The organism is Paraburkholderia fungorum (genome assembly GCF_902833645.1).
In the GTDB taxonomy this organism is placed as follows: Bacteria; Pseudomonadota; Gammaproteobacteria; order Burkholderiales; family Burkholderiaceae; genus Paraburkholderia; species Paraburkholderia fungorum.
In genome coordinates, this window is the sequence record NZ_CADFGE010000001.1 from 1,427,917 (window position 1) to 1,446,573 (window position 18,657).

Below are 18,657 nucleotides of genomic sequence, written 5' to 3' on the forward strand. Positions count from 1 at the left end.
CCGTTCGTCTTCGAGGAGCGTTGCGACGGGTACTGCGAATCCAGCTATTCGCCGGCCGCCCGCCAGGCTCGGAGGCTTCAATCGGATGGCCAGGATGCGCATTGCGCGTTTCCAGCCACCGCATCGAACCGCGCTCACGTCAAATTTCTAGTCAATTTTTTAGAAAGGAGGGCGTGATGAACGCCGCAGTTCTCGATTCAAACAAGAAGCAGGATTTCCTCGTCGCCGATATGTCGCTTGCAGCCTGGGGCCGCAAGGAGCTGAACATCGCCGAAACCGAAATGCCCGGTCTCATGCAAACGCGTGAGGAATACAAGAACTCGCAGCCGCTGAAGGGCGCGCGCATCGCGGGTTCGCTGCACATGACGATTCAAACCGGCGTGCTGATCGAAACCTTGACGGCACTCGGCGCGGATGTGCGCTGGGCCTCGTGCAATATCTTCTCGACGCAAGACCATGCAGCCGCCGCGATTGCGGAGGGGGGCGTGCCGGTGTTCGCCTTCAAGGGCGAATCGCTCGACGAATACTGGGAATTCTCGCACCGCATTTTCGAATGGCCGAATGGCGAATTCGCCAACATGATCCTCGACGACGGCGGCGACGCCACGTTGCTGCTGATCCTCGGCTCGAAGGCCGAGAAAGACCGTTCGGTGATCTCGAAGCCGGAAAACGAAGAAGAAGTCGCGCTGTACAAGTCGATCGCCCGTCATCTGGACGCAGACCCGGTGTGGTATTCCACGCGTCTCGCGCACATCAAGGGCGTGACGGAAGAAACCACGACCGGCGTGCATCGTCTGTATCAGATGGAAAAGGAAGGGCGCCTGCCGTTCCCGGCCATCAATGTGAACGATTCGGTCACCAAGTCGAAATTCGACAACCTGTACGGCTGCCGTGAATCGCTGGTCGACGGGATCAAGCGCGCGACCGACGTGATGATCGCGGGCAAGATCGCGGTCGTGGCCGGTTACGGCGACGTGGGCAAGGGTTGCGCGCAATCGCTGCGCGGTCTGGGCGCCACGGTGTGGGTCACGGAAATCGATCCGATCTGCGCGTTGCAGGCCGCGATGGAAGGTTATCGCGTGGTGACAATGGAATATGCCGCCGACAAGGCTGACATTTTCGTTACGGCAACGGGCAATTACCACGTGATCGGCCACGATCACATGGCGGCCATGCGCAACAACGCGATTGTCTGCAACATCGGTCACTTCGATTCGGAAATCGACGTGGCGTCGACGCGCAAGTACCAGTGGGAAAACATCAAGCCGCAAGTCGACCACATCATTTTCCCGGACGGCAAGCGCGTGATCCTGCTGGCTGAAGGGCGCCTCGTGAATCTGGGTTGCGCGACCGGTCACCCGTCGTTCGTGATGTCGGCCTCGTTCACGAACCAGACGATCGCGCAGATCGAACTGTTCGTGCACGGCGACAAGTACGAAAACAAGGTCTATGTGCTGCCGAAGCACCTTGATGAAAAGGTCGCGCGTCTGCATCTGGGCCGTATCGGCGCGGAACTGACGGTGCTGTCGGACTACCAGGCGAACTACATCAGCGTCGACAAGAACGGTCCGTTCAAGCCGAACCACTACCGTTACTAAGTAGCGGTCAGGTAACCGCTTCCAGCTAATATTAAGCACGCAGGCGGTTTCAACGCATGACAGTTTGACAACAGGGCGGCGCGCAAAGCGCCGCTTTGTTCGCCATGCCCGCCTCGTTCCGTTCAAACGGACATCCTGCCTCAAAGGAGCTCTACATGACCGTGCTGCTGACCTGGCTGATCAACGCACTCGCGCTGCTGATCATCACCTACCTCGTACCGTCGATTCATATCCGCAGTTTCGGCACCGCACTGATCGTCGCGGTGGTGCTCGGGTTGATCAACACGATCCTGCGACCGGTGCTGATTCTGCTGACGCTGCCCGTCACGATCGTCACGCTCGGACTCTTCATTCTGGTGGTCAATGCGCTGTGCTTCTGGCTGTGCGCGTCGCTGTTGAAGGGATTCGAAGTGTCGGGTTTCTGGTCCGCGTTCTTCGGTTCGATTCTGTACAGCATCGTTTCGTGGCTGCTGTCCGCGCTTATTTTCGGCAACCGCAGCATCGGTTGATCTACTGAATCATGAACCCGATCGAACTTTCATTCGAATTCTTCCCGCCGAAAACGCAGGAAGGCGTCGACAAGCTGCGCGCCACCCGCGCGCAGCTTGCGCCACTCAAGCCCAAGTTCGTGTCCGTCACGTTCGGCGCCGGCGGCTCGACGCAACAGGGCACCCTCGATACCGTCGTCGATATGGCGAAGGAAGGGCTCGAAGCGGCGCCGCACGTGTCGTGCATCGGCTCGTCGAAAGAGAGCCTGCGCGCGATCTTGAACGAGTATCGCGCGCATGGCATCCGCCATATCGTCGCGCTGCGCGGCGATCTGCCGTCCGGTATGGGCGAAGTCGGCGAGTTGCGCTATGCGTCGGAACTGGTGAGCTTTATTCGCGCCGAGTTTGGCGACTGGTTCTGGGTCGAAGTGGCCGGCTATCCGGAGTACCACCCGCAGTCGCGCTCGCCGCGTCACGATCTGGAAAATTTCGCCCACAAGGTGAAGGCAGGCGCTAATTCGGCGATTACGCAATATTTCTTCAACGCGGACGCCTATTTCCGTTTCGTCGACGACGCGCGCAAGCTTGGCGTCGACGTGCCGATCGTGCCGGGCATCATGCCGATCACGAACTTCTCGCAGCTGATGCGTTTCTCGGAGATGTGCGGCGCGGAAGTGCCGCGCTGGATCGCGCGCCGTCTGGAAAGCTTCGGCGACGACCGCGAGTCGATTCGCGCGTTCGGGCTGGATGTGGTGACGGACCTGTGCCAGCGTCTCATCGACGCGAAAGTACCGGGTCTGCACTTCTACACGCTCAATGGGGCGGCGGCGACCAAGGCCATCTGCGAACGGCTGGGCGCTTGATGTCCGGGCGGCCGCCTGAAGCCTGAAGCCTGAAGCTTGACCAGGCAGCGTTGTAAAAAACCGCGCGGTTCGATCAACCGCGCGGTTTTTTTTTGCACCGGGCAGTCTCGCCGAGTTATCTCGCACGGTTAGGCCACGTAACCATCGCGTACAGAAAATCCCGGGCGTGAGGCCGCTATGAAGTATTTGCTGTATCGCAGTAAATGTGCGCCGCCAGGCGTTTTCCCCTCTGTCGTGTAAGCCCGCATTGAAGCCGATTTTTGCGCTATCTATGATCGGGGTGCAGCTGACCTGGCTGCTGTGCGGAGAACGTGATGACAGTACATCGATTGCTGTTTGCAGTTCGCCATACCTTCCTGCCAGTCCTGAGCGCGTGCGCGGTCCTCGCGGCGGGCCTCGCGCCGGCCGCCACCGACGCGGCCAGCTTGCCCGACAAAACCCTCGTGTTCTGCTCCGAAGGCAGTCCGGCCGGTTTCGATTCCGCGCAGTACACCACCAGCGTTGAATTTACCGCCGCTTCGTACACGGTCTATAACCGTCTTGTCGAATTCGCGCGCGGCAGTACCGATATCGAACCGGGCCTCGCCGAGAAATGGGATGTGTCGCAGGACGGCTTGCAATACACGTTCTACCTGCGGCACGGCGTGAAGTTTCAGACCACCGCGTTCTTCAAGCCCACTCGCGAATTCAATGCGGATGACGTTGTTTTCACTTACCAGCGGATGCTGGATCCGGACCAGCCGTTCCGTAAGGCGTACCCGGTGCCGTTTCCCTACTTCGCCGATCTCGGGCTGGCAAAGAACATTGCCAAGGTCGAGAAGCTGGACCCGTACACGGTGCGTTTCACACTAAAAGAGGTCGATGCACCGTTCCTGCAGCAGATCGCGATGCCGTTCGCATCGATTCTGTCGGCGGAGTATACGGATCAGCTACTCAAGGCCGGTAAGGCCGCCGATATCAACCAATATCCGGTCGGCACCGGACCTTTCATTTTCCGCAGCTACACCAAGGACGACACGATTCGCTTCGACGGCAATCCGGATTATTGGAAACCGGGCATCGTGAAAGTCGGCAAGCTGATTTTTTCGATCACGCTGGATCCCGCGGTGCGGTTGCAGAAACTGAAACGCGGCGAATGTCAGGTGATGAGCTATCCGCGTCCCGCGGACATTCCGCAGATCAAGGCCGACCCTGCGCTGGCCATGCCGAGCGAGGTGGGCTTCAACCTGGGCATCCTCGGCTACAACACGACGAAAAAGCCGCTCGACAACGTGCTGGTGCGACGCGCGCTGGATATGTCGGTCAATAAGAAAGCGATCATCGAGTCGGTGTATCAGGGCGCCGGGCAAATCGCGACCAATCCCATGCCGCCGACCCAATGGGGCTACGACAAGAACCTGAAGGACGCGCCCTACGACATCGACAAGGCCAAGGCCTTGCTGAAAGAGGCAGGCTACCCGGACGGCTTCGACCTGACGCTGTGGGCCATGCCGGTGCAGCGGCCCTACAACCCGAACGCCCGCCTGATGGCTGAGATGCTGCAGGCCGACTGGGCGAAGATCGGCGTCAAGACGACGATCGCCACGTACGAATGGGGTGAGTACATCCGCCGCGCCCATGCTGGCGAGCACGAGGCGATCCTGATCGGCTGGACGGGGGACTACGGCGATCCTGACAACTGGCTTGGCGTGTTGCTCGGCTGCGATGCGGTGAAGGGCAGCAATTTCTCCAAATGGTGCTACAAACCTTTCGACGACCTGATCAGGAAAGCGCGTGGCACCACCGATCTCGCTGAGCGCACGAAGGACTATATTGAAGCGCAGGAGATCTTCAAGCAGCAGGTTCCGTTCACGCCGATCGCCCACTCCACGGTTTACCAGCCGATCAGCAAGGACGTCACGGGCTTCAGGATCGACCCGTTCGGCCCGACGCAATTCATGGGTGTCGGCCTGAAATAGCCGCCGGCAACGGTCCGCGGAGCGCTTTTTTGCCGGGTCCGCCTCCAACGCCGCACGTTCCGGCCAGTGCCGGCGTGCGGCCGTTCTTATGCCTTATCTGTTTCCTATCGTCAACGGGGGTATTTTCCTCCGCTTGTTGGTGCGAGCCAAGCTCAAGTAATATCGCGCTACGCTGGCGTCAGCCGGCCTCGAACCTGGAGGAAACATGAAGCAAAACAATCTGTTGCGCGCCGCGCGTGTTACGACGCTCGTCGCAGCTGCAGCGGCATCGATGGTGGGCGCAAGTGTCGCGCGTGCCGAGATTCCGAATAAAACCCTGGTTTACTGCTCAGAAGGCAGTCCCGCGGGTTTCGATCCGGCCCAATACACCACGGGTACCGATTTCACGGCGAATACGTTTACCGTCTATAACCGTCTCGTCGAATTCGAGCGCGGCGGCACCAAGGTCGAGCCTGGCCTTGCCGAAAAGTGGGACGTTTCCGCCGATGGCAAGACCTACACGTTCCATCTGCGTCATGGCGTGAAGTTCCAGACCACGTCGTTCTTCAAGCCGACGCGCGAATTCAATGCGGACGACGTCGTGTTCACGTTCCAGCGCATGCTGGACACGAATCAGCCGTTCCGTAAGGCATACCCGGTTCAATTCCCGTATTTCACGGACATGGGCCTCGACAAGCTGATCACCAGCGTCGAAAAGGTCGATCCGTACACGGTCAAGTTCACGCTGAAGGAAGTCAACGCGCCGTTCATCCAGAACATGGCGATGGAATACGCGTCGATTCTATCGGCTGAGTATGGCGATCAATTGCTGAAGGCCGGCAAGGCCGCCGACATCAACCAGTTCCCGGTCGGCACCGGCCCGTTCATCTTCCGCAGCTACACGAAAGACGCGACGATCCGTTTCGACGGCAATCCGGATTACTGGAAGCCGAACGACGTGAAGATCTCGAAGCTGATCTTCTCGATCACGCCGGACGCCGGTGTGCGCGTGCAGAAGATCAAGCGCGACGAATGCCAGGTGATGAGCTATCCGCGGCCGGCCGACATCGCGCCGCTGAAGGCTGAAGCGAATATCGCGATGCCGTCGCAACCGGGCTTCAACCTCGGCTACCTCGCGTACAACGTGTCGCACAAGCCGGTCGACAAGGTCGAAGTGCGCCAGGCGCTCGACATGGCGATCAACAAGAAGGCGATCATCGAGTCGGTGTATCAAGGCGCAGGCCAGGCCGCGACGAACCCGATGCCGCCGACCCAATGGTCGTACGACAAAAACCTGAAGGGCGCGTCCTACGATCCGGATAAGGCGAAAGCGCTGCTGGCCAAGGCCGGTTATCCGAACGGCTTCGACATCACGCTGTGGGCGATGCCGGTGCAACGCGCATACAACCCGAACGCCCGTCTGATGGCGGAAATGATCCAGGCCGACTGGGCCAAGATCGGCGTGAAGGCGAAGATCGTCACGTATGAATGGGGCGAATACATCAAGCGCGCTCACGCAGGCGAAGACGACACGATGCTGATTGGCTGGACCGGCGATAACGGCGATCCGGACAACTGGCTCGGCACGTTGCTCGGTTGCGAAGCGGTGAACGGCAACAACTTCTCGAAGTGGTGCTACAAGCCGTTCGACGATCTGATCCAGAAGGGACGCGTCACGTCCGATCAGGGTGCGCGCACGACGGCCTACATGCAGGCGCAGCAGATTTTCGCGCAGCAACTGCCGTTCTCGCCGATCGCTCACTCCACCGTGTACCAGCCTGTCAGCAAGAAGGTGATCGACATGCGTATCGAGCCGCTCGGCTATGCGCGCTTCGACGGCGTCAGCGTCAAGTAAAGGTACTACAGTCAAGCTTACGCAGTAGCTTTTCGCACGGTTAGAAAACTGGTCGAAATGGTCCGGCGGCCGGGGTCACAAGCCCTCGTCGCCGGTTGCGTTTTTTCTTCATCAAGACCATAGGGACGAACCATGTTCCGCTTCGTTTTGCGCCGCATCGGCATGGTGATACCGACCTTCATCGGCATCACGATCCTCGCGTTTGCGCTGATTCACCTGATCCCGGGCGACCCCATCGAAGTGATGATGGGCGAGCGCGGCGTCGATCCCGCCATGCATGCCGCCGCGCTGCATCGTCTCGGACTCGACGAGTCTTTGCCGATGCAGTACATCCACTATGTCGGCCGCGCCTTGCACGGCGACCTCGGCACCTCGATCATCACCAATACGAGCGTGATGGGCGAATTCCTCGCACGCTTTCCGGCCACCATCGAACTGTCGATCTGCGCGATGCTGTTCGCACTGATCGTCGGTCTGCCGGCCGGCGTGTTCGCGGCGCTCCGGCGCGGCACGGTGGTCGATCACGGCGTGATGGGCACGGCGCTGACCGGCTACTCGATGCCGATCTTCTGGTGGGGTTTGATCCTCATCATGTTCTTCTCCGTCGATCTCGGCTGGACGCCGGTGTCGGGCCGCATCGCGGTCGAATACGACATTCCGCATGTGACCGGCTTCATGCTGATCGACGCATTCATGTCCACCGATGAAGGCGCATTCAAATCCGCGCTCAGCCATCTGATTCTGCCGGCCATCGTGCTCGGCACGATTCCGCTGGCGGTCGTCGCGCGCATGACGCGTTCGTCGATGCTCGAAGTGCTGCGCGAGGATTACATCCGCACGGCGCGCGCGAAAGGCTTGTCGCCCGCGCGCGTGATCATCGTGCATGCGTTGCGTAACGCGCTGATTCCGGTCGTGACCGTGATCGGCCTGCAGGTCGGCACGCTGCTGGCCGGTGCGGTGCTGACCGAGACGCTGTTTTCGTGGCCGGGTATCGGCAAGTGGCTGATCGACGCGATTGGCCGGCGTGATTATCCCGTGGTGCAGGGCGGTATCCTGATGATCGCTACGCTGGTGATCGTTGTGAACCTCGTCGTCGATCTGTTGTACGGCGTGCTGAACCCGCGCATTCGCCATACGAGGTAACTGGCCATGGCAGACATTCAAAACACAGTCCCCCAGTCGGTCACGCCACCCAGTGGCCGCGCAATAGCCGCCCGTGAATTCTGGGCGAATTTCTCACGTAACCGTGGCGCGGTCGCCGCCGGCATCGTCGTGCTGGGGTTGATCTTCATCGCGATCTTCGCGCCGTTGATCGCGCCGCATAGCCCGATCGAGCAGTATCGCGACTTCGTCAAGATTCCGCCCGCCTGGCTCGACGGCGGCAACTGGAAGTTCATTCTCGGCACCGACGAAGCGGGCCGCGACATCCTCTCGCGCCTGATGTACGGCGCGCGTCTGTCGTTCTGGATCGGCTTCGTCTCGGTGGTGCTGGCGCTGATTCCGGGCATCGTGCTCGGTCTGATCGCGGCATTCTTCGAGAAGTGGGCCGACACGCCGATCATGCGCATCATGGACGTGCTGCTCGCGTTGCCCTCGCTGCTGCTCGCCGTAGCGGTGGTCGCGATCATCGGTCCGGGTCTCGTCAACACGATGCTGGCGATCGCGATCGTCGCGTTGCCGGGCTATGTGCGTTTGACGCGTGCTTCGGCGCAGGGCGAATTGCAGAAAGAGTATGTGACGGCTTCGCGTGTTGCAGGCGCGAGCACGCTGCGCTTGATGTTCTCGCAAGTGCTGCCGAACTGCACCGCGCCGTTGATCGTGCAGGCTACGCTGGGCTTTTCGTCGGCGATTCTCGATGCCGCGGCGCTTGGCTTCCTCGGTCTCGGCGTGCAACCGCCGTCGGCGGAGTGGGGCGCGATGCTGGCCTCGGCGCGCGACTATATCGACAGCGCCTGGTGGATCGTCACGATGCCGGGTCTTTCCATCCTGATCTCGGTGCTCGCCATCAATCTGCTCGGCGACGGGCTGCGCGACGCACTCGATCCCAAACTGAAACGGATGGCCTGAAATGACCAGTTTATTGACCATCCGCAATCTGGCGGTGAATTTCAACGGCCTGCCCGCCGTTGACCGGATCAACCTCGATGTCGCGCCGGGCGAAGTTGTCGGCGTAGTCGGCGAATCGGGTTCGGGCAAGAGCGTGACGATGATGGCGCTGATGGGCCTGATCGACGCGCCGGGCAAAGTCACCGCGGACGAAATCACCTTCAACGGCAAGAATCTGCTGAAGGCAAGCGCAAGAGAGCGCCGCAAGATCATCGGCAAAGACATCGCGATGGTGTTCCAGGACGCGCTCACCAGTCTGAATCCGAGCTACACGGTCGGCTATCAGATCAAGGAAGTGCTCAAGCTGCACGAAGGTCTGCGCGGCAGCGCACTGGACAAACGCGCGCTGGAGTTGCTCGACCAGGTCGGCATTCCCGACCCGAAGGGCCGTATCGGCTCGTTCCCGCATCAGATGTCGGGCGGCATGAACCAGCGCGTGATGATCGCGATGGCGATCGCCTGCAATCCGAAGCTGCTGATCGCCGACGAGCCGACCACCGCGCTCGACGTGACGATTCAGGCGCAGATCATGGAGTTGCTGATCAAGCTGCAGAAGGAACGCGGCATGGCGCTCGTGCTGATCTCGCACGATCTGGCCGTGGTGTCCGAGGTCGCGCAGCGTGTCGCGGTCATGTACGCTGGCGAAGTGATCGAAACCAACTGCGTGCCGGATATTTTCGCCGCGCCCCATCATCCGTACACGGAGGCCTTGCTGGCGGCGATTCCCGAGCACAATGTGGGCGCGGTGCGGCTCGCCGCGCTGCCGGGCATGGTGCCGGGGCGTGACGATCGTCCCAAAGGCTGTCTCTTCGCGCCGCGCTGCAAGTATGTGGTCGACGATTGCATGAAGGCGCGCCCCGCGTTGGCGCCGATGCAAGGTCACGCCGAAGTGGCGCGCGTGCGCTGCATCAAACCCCTGAACCTGAGCGGCGACGCCAACGTTCACACCCATGGAGGCGCACGATGAACGCAGTATTCGAACCGCGGCGCCAGTCGGACCATGCGGGCGATCACGTGCTGGTTGCCGACAAGCTGGCGCGGTACTACACGGTCAAACGCGGGCTGTTCGCGTCCGGCACGGTGAAGGCGCTCAACGGGGTTTCGTTCGCACTCGAGCGCGGCAAGACCCTAGCGGTGGTCGGTGAATCCGGCTGCGGCAAATCGACGCTCGCGCGGCAACTCACCATGATCGAGGCGCCCAGCGCGGGCCGCCTGCTGATCGACGGTGAAGACGTGGCCGGCGCCGATCACGCGAAGATCGCCGCGCTGCGGCGGCGCGTGCAGATGGTGTTTCAGAATCCGTTTGCTTCGCTGAATCCACGCAAGACTGTCGAGCAGACGCTCGGTGAACCGCTCGCGATCAACACGCAACTGAGTTCGACCGAGCGCGCCGAACGGATCGCGCAGATGATGCGCACGGTCGGCCTGCGTCCGGAGCATGCAAAGCGTTATCCGCACATGTTTTCGGGCGGTCAGCGTCAGCGCGTGGCGATTGCGCGCGCGATGATTCTCGATCCGCAGATCGTGGTCGCCGATGAACCGGTGTCCGCGCTCGACGTGTCGATCCAGGCGCAGATTCTCAATCTGTTCATGGACCTGCAGGAGCAGTTCAAGACCAGCTACGTGTTCATCTCGCACAATCTGTCGGTGGTGGAGCACATCGCCGACGATGTAATGGTGATGTACTTCGGCGGCGTGGCGGAGCTCGGCGACAAGAAGCGGATTTTCTCGAACCCGCGTCATCCGTACACGCGTGCGCTGATGTCGGCCACGCCTTCGATCTTCGAAGCGGATCGCACCATCAAGATCAAGCTGCAAGGCGAAATGCCTTCGCCGCTGCATCCGCCGTCGGGCTGCACGTTCCATCAGCGCTGCCCGTACGTGATCGACCGGTGTCGCAGCGAAGAACCGAAGTTGCGTGAAGTGGATGGCCGTCAGGTGTCGTGTCACCGTGCCGAGGAGGTGGGGGACGTGGATGCCTGATGCAGTGGCGGCGCGTCGTCTTACGCGCCGCTCGCGTGATGACGGCCGCCACGTTGCTTTTGCGCGGCGCTGGAGAGCGCGTGCACTGACCGGTGCCGCGCTCCTCGGCGTTTGTGCTGTTTTTCATTTGAGCCCGGCGCCATTCGGCGTCGCGCATGCCGCCGGGGCAGCCGCCAATACGCCCGCTCAGGCAGGGCGGCCGGCAATCCCGGTGCCCAATCTGCCGGCGCCGCCGCGCGCCACCCTGCCGGGTTTCAATCCCCCTCCCGCCACGCCGGGCACTACCGCGAGCGGTCCGGTGCGTTTGCAACCGGCCCGCATGCCGTTCTATGTCGCGACCCGCGGCACCACGACCATCTACGTGCTTGGCACGTTGCACGTTGGCGATCCCGCCGACTATCCGCCCCAGCAGCCGTTTCGCGCACCGATTCTCGGCGCGCTGGCCGCTTCGCCGACATTGGCGCTCGAACTCTCCCCCGACGAACTGCTGGTCTCGCAAGACGACGTGTCGAAGTACGGCGTGTGCCGCCGGGACTGCCTGCCGGGTCTGCTACCCGAGCCGCTGTGGCGCAAACTGGCCGCGCGTCTGCGCGGCAATCCCGCGGCGCTGGATGAAATCAAGAAGATGCGGCCGTGGCTCGCGTCGCTGGTGGTCGAAACCTACGATTCGTTGAGCGCCGGCCTGCAGACCGAGTACGGCACGGAAGCACAGTTGCAGAACGTCTACATCAGGACGCGCGGCAAGATCGTCGGCCTCGAGACGCTGCATCAGCAGATGCGCGCGTTTACGGGGCTTACGCTCGCGCAACAGCGCGAAATGCTCGCGCAGGACCTGGTGCAGACGCCCGCGGAAAATGTCGACGATGTGAAGACGCTGCATCGGCTGTGGCGAGTAGGGGACGCCGACGCGATTGCGGCCTGGCAGGCCGCGAAGTCCGAAAAGTTGGCGCGCGACAAGCGCGTCTCCGATTCGATCGACAACAAGATCGTGTACGAACGCAACCGGCGCTTTGTGTCGCGGATGCTGCTGATCGCCGGGCCGAACAAACCGGTATTCGTGGCGATCGGCGCCTTGCATCTGGGCGGCCGCAAGGGTGTGCTGCAGTTGCTGCGGCAGCACGGGTTCGTGGTCGATGCGGGATGAGTGTCGTCCAGCCATGCGCTGGATGTCGTGACTCACTGCAGTGGTTCACTGCAGTCCTGAAAAGCAGGGCGCGGGCTATCAGACGCGCATCAACAAGTTGTTGCGCGCCTACATGCTGGCGCAGCAGCGCCGTCGTCCTTAAGGCGCGGTGTCGCGTAATTCTTCCGACACCCGCTGGACCACCTGCGCCCAATCGCCCAGAACTGTCTGCCGGAATAGTTTCATGGTCGGATACCACGGCGAATCGCTGCGCTCTTCGAGCCAGCGCCAGTCCGAATTGGCGGGCAGCAGCACCCAGACCGGTTTTCCCAGCGCGGCGGCAAGGTGAGCCACCCCAGTGTCCACTGCAATCACCAGATCGAGATTCATGATGAGCGCGGCGGTGTCGTCGAAGTTGTGCAGATCGGCGGTGAAATCGTGGGCCCGGAAAGTTTTGGGTGCATCGGCCAGTTGATCGTGCGCCGGGCCTTTCTGCAGCGCGTACCAGGCAATGTTTTTTACTTCGCTTAGCGCGGCCAGGTCGGCGAGAACCATCGACCGATAACGATCGTTGCCAAACGTCGGACTGCCGGCCCACACCAGGCCCACTTTGCGCTTCGATTGGTCGGCGGCAGCCACCCGTTTGCGCCATGTCTTGATCTTCGCCTTGTCGGCGAACATGTACGGTACGGCAGCGGGAATGGTCGACAGTTCGGTGCCGACGCACGACGGCACGCTCATCAGCGGCACCCAGAAATCGTACTCGCTATCGGGCTTGCCACTGAACGCGCGATGTACGCCAGGAATGCGCCCGACCAGCGGCAGCAGCGGCTCGCGCACACAGATGTCGACCGTGGCGCCCCGCCGTTCGAGTTCGCGCGCATAGCGTAGAAACTGGAAGTGATCGCCGAAACCCTGTTCGCCCATCACCAACAACCGGCGCCCGTCGAGCGGCTCGCCACGCCACTCGGCGACGTTCGGCACGGCGATCGCTTCGTAGTCGCGCTTGCGCCAGCGCTTTGCAAACTCCGCCCAACCCTGCTTGTAATCGCCACGCTTGAGCAACAGCCAGGCGAGGTTTTGATGCGCGTCTGCGTAGTCGGGGTCAAGCGCCAGCGCATGGCGGTAGGGACCTTCTTCCTCGTCGAGACGGCCTTGCGCGCCAAGCGAGCCGCCAAGGCAAACCAGATTGGTTGGGTTCGGCTTGAGCGCAACTGCCTGCCGATAATGGGCTTCGGCTCCGGCGTAGTCGCCGAGCTTGCCGATCACACTGCCGAGGTTGACATGCGCTTCGGCGTAACTGGGGCGCAACAGCAGCGCTTGTTGAAAGCTGGCAATCGCAGCGCTGTGATTGCGCTGCGCGGTGTGTGCATTGCCCGCGTTAAAGTGCGCTTCCGCCGATTGCGGGTCGAGTGTCAGCACCTCCTGGTAACACGCGAGCGCTTCGTCGTAGCGGTCGAGCTTGCTGAGCGCGGTGCCGAGGTTCAGAAGCGCGTCGATGAAGAGCGGGTCCGCGGCAAGCGCCAGGCGATATTGCCCGATCGCTTCGTCGAACGCGCCTTGCGCCTGCAGCGCGACACCGAAATTGTTGCGCGCGTCGGCGAAATCAGGCTGCAACTGCAACGCCTGGTCGTAGCAGATCATGGCTTCCTGCGGATGGCCGAGGGCGGCGGCCACGAGGCCGCGGTTACTCCAGCAGGCGGCATTCGTGCGATCGAGCTTGAGCGCCTCGCTCATCAGCTCCGCAGCGAAGCTATGGTTGCCGCGCTGATGCTGGAGCACGCCGAAGTAGTGCAGCGCCTGGGCCTGTGCGGGATCGAGCACGAGGGCTTCGCGGTAGAGCGGTTCGGCGGAATCGAGCCTGCCGGCCAGGTGTTCTTCGAGCGCGGCGTCGAGCACCGAGGCGAGGTAAGCGGAGGGTGATGTACCGGTGCTCGCGGTATCGGATTGAGGTTGATGTTCCATGAGGGCCTGCTGGAAAGCGCCGGCGGCATGCGTTACCCGCGCCGGCACGTGTGGATGGGAGACCATCCACCAGCTTATGTTTTCGCCCCTTTCCTGAGGATCGGACGCCTCCGAATTCGGCGGCGTCCATTCGCCACGGTCTATGGAACTACACCGGCCAGCGCGACAATCCGGCGCGATACCGGCACTTCTCGCGTGGCCTGGCCAACATTCTTACAGGAACATCAGGAAATTCAGCAGGAAGATGTTCACGACCAGCAAGGTCAAGGCGGTCGGCACCTGCACCTTGATCACCGCATTCTTGTCCGGCAATTCCAGTAGTGCCGCCGGCACCATGTTGAAGTTCGCGGCCATTGGCGTCATCAGCGTGCCGCAGTAGCCCGAGAACATGCCGATCGCGACCATCACAGCCGGATTGCCGTGGAACACGCCGACCAGAATCGGCACGCCGACGCCGCCCGTCATCACGGGAAATGCGGCGAAACCGTTGCCCATCACCATCGTGAAGAGCGCCATGCCGATGCAGTACACAGCCACGGCGATAAACCGGTAGTCGAGGCTGATGTAGGCCGTGGTCACGTGAGCAACCGCCTTGCCGACGCCGGCATCCGAGAACACGAGGCCGAGCATGCCGAGCATTTGCGGGAGCACCGCTGCCCATGACAACGCATCGACCAGGCGGCGCGCCTCTTTCATCGACTGGCCGACGGTGTCGCGCGTCATCACGCAGGCAATCGCCAGCGCGATCACGCAGCCGATGCCGAAGCCGATCAGCGTGACGTTGGCCTTCTCGATCAACGGTATGCCGCCGAAGATCAGATGGCTGGCCGACAGCGTAATGATCACGGTGACGACCGGAATCGTCAGCGCGGGCACGAACAGCTTGTTGCCCAGCCGCGCGGCGCTAGCCTTGCGCGCTTCGAGCGACAGCAGTTTCGGCTTGGCCGCGGTCACACCGCCGAAGCCCGCTGCGAGCGCCATCACGATGACCAGCACGCCGACCACGGAGGCCGGCAGCTTGTCGCCGATCAGAAAGATCAGTGCGTAGAGAATCCAGAAACCGCCGGCGGTGAAACGGCGCGGATGCTCCTTGTCCGTGACGATCATGCCGCCAATGACGAGCAGCACCACGCCCAGCAGCCAGAACAGATAGGTAATCGTGAGCGTCATGCTTTGTCTCCAGCGGCGGGTTGCGTCGGCGAAACGGATGCGGTGTTCGCTGCGGCATTGCCGCGCAGTTCGCGCTCGAGCCTGCGGTCGAGCAGATAGAGGCGGAAGCCGTGAATGATGAAGGCGCAGATCGCGGTCGGGATGCCCCAGACGGCCACGTGAATCGGCTCGACGACGATGCCTGCTTCTTTCAGGAAGGTCGTCATCAGCACGATTGCGCCGAACGCGACGAAGATGTCCTCGCCGAAGAACAGGCCGACGTTATCGGTCGCCGCCGAGAAGGCGCGCAGCTTGAAGCGAACCGCGTCGCTGATTTTGCCGAAGCGCGTTTCAGTCGCGCCTTCGGCCATCGGTGCGATCAGCGGACGCACCATCTGCGGATGCCCGCCTAGACCGGTCAGGCCGACAGCGGCGGTCAGTTCGCGCACCAGCAGATAGACAATCAGCAAACGTCCCGCGGTCGCGGCCTTGATGCCGCCGATCCACGCCTGCGCGCGCTCGCGCAGGCCATGCCGCTCGAGCAGACCGATCACGGCGAGCGGCAGCAGGATGATCAGCGGGATATTGCGGGTCTTGATGAAGCCGGTGCCGATTTCGGCGAGGATCTTTTCGGGCGGGAAGTGCGCGGCCAGACCGGTGATGATCGCGGCAACCGCCACGATCAGCATCGGATTGAACCGTAATAAAAAGCCGACGATGATGACGGCCACGCCAATGAGCGGCCATAGACTGACTGTTGTCTGCATCTGGATCTCCAAACAGGGTTTCAACCTCGCCGCTTGTGGCGGCTAACGTGTGCCGGCGCTGCTGACTCTCGCGCCGTTTTGTTGCCACGGCTCTTGCTGGCCGCGTTGCTTCGACTACACCTGCACCTGCTGCTTCTTGTTATTCGACGGTGTTGTTCCACTCGGGGTACTGCGAACTCTCCTGCACCTGGCAAACGCCCCGCAAGGAGCGGGGCGTTCAGGGCACGGCAATGGGTCGACTCACGCTGACGGATTCATGCGAGTCCGCGCGGCTCACACGCTCGCGGCGCCCGCCGCGTGTACTTCAATGCCGGCTTCCTCCAGCGCGCTGCGGATGCGCCGTGCGAACGCCAAAGCGTGCGGACCGTCGCCGTGCAGGCAGATGGTTTGCGCGTTGAGCGGCACCCAGTGTCCGTCCACCGCCTGCACGCGGCGCTCCCGCACCATGGCGAGCGTGCGAGCCAGCACCACTTCTTCGTCGTCGAGCAGCGCGCCAGGCTCCTTGCGCGGCACCAGCGAGCCGTCGGCGCGATAGCCTCGGTCGGCGAATACTTCTTCTACGGCGATCAGGCCTATTTCGCGCGCGGCGGTCACGAGGCCGCTGTTGGCCAGCGCGAACACGGCGACTGACGGATCGAAATCATGGACCGCCGAGACGATCGCGTCGGCGATCTTCGCGTCGCGCGCAGCCTGGTTGTAAAGCGCACCGTGCGGTTTGACGTGCGCGATACGCCCACCCTCGGCCTGCGCGATGGCCGACAGTGCGCCGAGTTGATACAGCACGCCCGCGTAGATCTCGCTCGCCGGCAGGTCCATTTCCTTGCGGCCAAAATTCTCGGGATCGTTGAAGCTTGGATGCGCGCCGATCGACACGCCTTTTTGCACCGCCCACCGCACGCAGTCGCGCATCGCATTGGCGCCGCCGGCGTGCCAGCCGCACGCGATGTTGGCCGAGCTGACGAGGTCGAGCAGCGCCTCGTCGGAGCCGCAACCTTCGCCGAGATCGGCGTTCAAATCGATTTCCATGGTGTTCCTCAACTAAGTGTTACAGCGCAGCGAGCGCCGTCTGGCGCGCGCAGCGTTCCTCGTGCATGGCGATCGCGGCGTCGATCTGCCGCAGATACGTACGTTCTTCCAGTAGCGCCTGACGCGCCTCGTAGACTGTCGTCGGGATGAAGCGGATGGCGGCGTTCAGGCGAACCTGGGCGAGCTTCCACAGGTCGGCCTGAATCACGGCGCCGATCTTCGGATAGCCGCCAGTCGTCTGCGCATCGCTCATCAGCACGATCGGCTGGCCGTTCGGTGGAACCTGAATCGTGCCGGGCAGCACCGCATGCGAGAGCAGATCGCTTTTCTCGCTGCGCTTGAGTTGCGTGCCGGCGAGACGGTAGCCCATGCGGTTGCTGTTTGGCGTAACCAGCCATTCGTCGGACCAGAACGATTCGTGCGCCGCTTCAGTGAAGCTGTCGTACTCGGGGCCCTGCAGCACGCGAATCGGCACGGCCCACGGCACGCCGGACGGATGCCGGCCGCGCCGCAGCGGCTCGTGAACCAGCACGAACTTGCACCAGGCCGGCGCTTTCACGCCGAACTCCGGCGCTTCCGGGGTGAAGCCGAGATGGCCGCGTTGGGGCGGCGCGCCGACCGGCAGACGATCGCCGTCGCGCAGCGCCCGGCCGCCGAGTCCGCCGAACTGGCCGGCGAGATCGGTACTGCGCGAGCCGAGCATCGGCAGAACGTCAATGCCGCCGGCGATGCAGACGTAGCCGCGCATACCGCGTTTGGCCGCCTGCAGAACCAGTTCCTGACCGGCCTGCACGGGCAGGCTCCACCATGAATAGACCGGCTTGCCGTCGAGCGTCGCACCGAATTCGGTGCCGGTGATGGCCACGCGCGTGGCGCGCAGAAAGCGCAGCACGGTCGGGCCGAAGGTAATTTCCAGGCCGGCCGCATCGGGCCGGTTGCCGACCAGCCGGTTGCCGACTTCGAGCGACAAACGGTCGAGCGCACCGCCCATCGCGACGCCGAGGTGCCGGTAGCCGTGGCGGCCGAGGTCCTGAATCGTAGTCAGGAGGCCCGCGCGGATCACATCGATCATGCGTGTATCCCCGCAACGGTAAAGCGCACCCGGTCGCCCGGTTGCAGCAGCGTGGGCGGGCGCCGGGCCGGATCGAACAGCGGTAGTTCGGTGCGGCCGATCAACTGCCAGCCGCCGGGGGAGGTGGCCGGATAAATGCCGGTCTGCTCACCGCCGATGCCGACCGAACCGGCCGGCACTTCCAGCCTCGGCGACGAACGGCGCGGTGTGTGCAGCGTTTCGTCGAGCCCGCCCATATAGGCGAAACCCGGCTGGAAGCCCAGAAAGAACACCACGTACTCGCCCTCTGCATGGCGTTGCACGACCTCGCGCACGCTCAGGCCGGTGTGATCGGCGACCGCCCGCAGGTCGGGGCCGAACTCGCCGCCGTATTGCACCGGGATCTCGACCTCGCGGCCGGTTGCGGGCGTGTCGCTCACCGCGTCCCAGGTTGCTTGCAGGTGGTTCACCAGCGCGTCCCGGTCGGCTTCGAGCGAATCGAATACGAGCGTCAGATTGTTCATGCCCGGCACGACCTCCAGCACGTGCGGCCAGTCGCGCGCGGCCTCGGCAGTGGCCCACACGCGCCGCTGACATTCCAGCGTGGCAGGCGGCGGCGCCTCGCAGACTAGCGCGGCATCACCGAACGGAAAGATTCTTGGCTGGCTCATTGCTTCATGGCCCTGGTCGAGTCGCAATTGTCGAACATATCGGACCCCGTGGTGTTCGTCTGGATGGGGCTGCGA

General features: G+C 62.6%; 16 protein-coding genes and 1 riboswitch. Of the genes, 10 read left to right on the plus strand and 6 right to left on the minus strand.

Going from position 1 to position 18,657, the window contains the following annotated elements:
• Positions 1-6 precede the first annotated feature (6 nt).
• A riboswitch (S-adenosyl-L-homocysteine riboswitch) is annotated at positions 7-143 on the plus strand.
• Between the two features lie 33 nt (positions 144-176).
• The 10 genes from ahcY to HWX91_RS06425 all read left to right on the plus strand — a co-directional run bounded on the left by ahcY (position 177) and on the right by HWX91_RS06425 (position 11,974).
• The gene (ahcY, locus tag HWX91_RS06380) at positions 177-1,598 is read left to right on the plus strand and encodes an adenosylhomocysteinase (protein WP_028198542.1); all 1,422 of its coding nucleotides are present in this window, start codon (positions 177-179) and stop codon (positions 1,596-1,598) included.
• 155 nt (positions 1,599-1,753) lie between these two features.
• Positions 1,754-2,107, plus strand: a complete 354-nt coding sequence (locus HWX91_RS06385; protein WP_028198543.1) for a phage holin family protein — start codon at positions 1,754-1,756, stop codon at positions 2,105-2,107.
• 11 nt (positions 2,108-2,118) lie between these two features.
• Complete coding sequence (metF, locus tag HWX91_RS06390) at positions 2,119-2,949, plus strand: methylenetetrahydrofolate reductase [NAD(P)H] (protein WP_028198544.1); 831 nt, start codon at positions 2,119-2,121, stop codon at positions 2,947-2,949.
• 314 nt (positions 2,950-3,263) lie between these two features.
• On the plus strand, positions 3,264-4,907 hold the full coding sequence (locus HWX91_RS06395) for an ABC transporter substrate-binding protein (RefSeq protein ID WP_028198545.1): 1,644 nt from the start codon (positions 3,264-3,266) through the stop codon (positions 4,905-4,907).
• 205 nt (positions 4,908-5,112) lie between these two features.
• Positions 5,113-6,741, plus strand: a complete 1,629-nt coding sequence (locus tag HWX91_RS06400; RefSeq protein WP_028198546.1) for an ABC transporter substrate-binding protein — start codon at positions 5,113-5,115, stop codon at positions 6,739-6,741.
• A gap of 132 nt (positions 6,742-6,873) precedes the next feature.
• Positions 6,874-7,884, plus strand: coding sequence for an ABC transporter permease subunit (locus HWX91_RS06405; protein ID WP_028198547.1), 1,011 nt, complete (start codon positions 6,874-6,876; stop codon positions 7,882-7,884).
• Between the two features lie 6 nt (positions 7,885-7,890).
• Complete coding sequence (locus HWX91_RS06410; RefSeq protein WP_028198548.1) at positions 7,891-8,808, plus strand: ABC transporter permease subunit; 918 nt, start codon at positions 7,891-7,893, stop codon at positions 8,806-8,808.
• Position 8,809: 1 nt separating this feature from the next.
• Complete coding sequence (locus HWX91_RS06415; RefSeq protein WP_028198549.1) at positions 8,810-9,814, plus strand: ABC transporter ATP-binding protein; 1,005 nt, start codon at positions 8,810-8,812, stop codon at positions 9,812-9,814.
• On the plus strand, positions 9,811-10,830 hold the full coding sequence (locus HWX91_RS06420; RefSeq protein WP_028198550.1) for a peptide ABC transporter ATP-binding protein: 1,020 nt from the start codon (positions 9,811-9,813) through the stop codon (positions 10,828-10,830). The genes HWX91_RS06415 and HWX91_RS06420 overlap by 4 nt, the downstream gene beginning before the upstream one ends.
• Entirely contained in the window at positions 10,823-11,974 is a 1,152-nt protein-coding gene (locus tag HWX91_RS06425; protein WP_028198551.1) for a TraB/GumN family protein, read from the plus strand. Before HWX91_RS06420 ends, HWX91_RS06425 begins: the two co-directional genes overlap by 8 nt.
• 138 nt (positions 11,975-12,112) lie before the next feature.
• Here HWX91_RS06425 and HWX91_RS06430 read toward each other — a convergent pair whose 3' ends face one another.
• The 6 genes from HWX91_RS06430 to pxpB all read right to left on the minus strand — a co-directional run bounded on the left by HWX91_RS06430 (position 12,113) and on the right by pxpB (position 18,582).
• Positions 12,113-13,918, minus strand: coding sequence for a tetratricopeptide repeat protein (locus HWX91_RS06430; RefSeq protein ID WP_028198552.1), 1,806 nt, complete (start codon positions 13,916-13,918; stop codon positions 12,113-12,115).
• A 213-nt stretch (positions 13,919-14,131) separates the two neighbouring features.
• Positions 14,132-15,088 carry a DUF979 domain-containing protein gene (locus HWX91_RS06435; protein WP_028198553.1) on the minus strand — a complete coding sequence of 319 codons (957 nt, stop codon included), beginning with the start codon at positions 15,086-15,088 and terminating at the stop codon, positions 14,132-14,134.
• Positions 15,085-15,834: a DUF969 domain-containing protein gene (locus HWX91_RS06440; RefSeq protein WP_028198554.1), complete on the minus strand. Its 750-nt coding sequence runs from the start codon at positions 15,832-15,834 to the stop codon at positions 15,085-15,087. Before HWX91_RS06440 ends, HWX91_RS06435 begins: the two co-directional genes overlap by 4 nt.
• 273 nt (positions 15,835-16,107) lie before the next feature.
• Complete coding sequence (gene pxpA / locus HWX91_RS06445) at positions 16,108-16,860, minus strand: 5-oxoprolinase subunit PxpA (protein ID WP_028198555.1); 753 nt, start codon at positions 16,858-16,860, stop codon at positions 16,108-16,110.
• A gap of 19 nt (positions 16,861-16,879) precedes the next feature.
• A complete protein-coding gene (locus HWX91_RS06450) occupies positions 16,880-17,932 on the minus strand; it encodes a 5-oxoprolinase subunit C family protein (RefSeq protein WP_028198556.1) in 1,053 nt (350 codons plus the stop codon).
• Positions 17,929-18,582, minus strand: a complete 654-nt coding sequence (gene pxpB, locus HWX91_RS06455) for a 5-oxoprolinase subunit PxpB (RefSeq protein ID WP_028198557.1) — start codon at positions 18,580-18,582, stop codon at positions 17,929-17,931. The genes HWX91_RS06450 and pxpB overlap by 4 nt, the downstream gene beginning before the upstream one ends.
• Positions 18,583-18,657 lie beyond the last annotated feature (75 nt).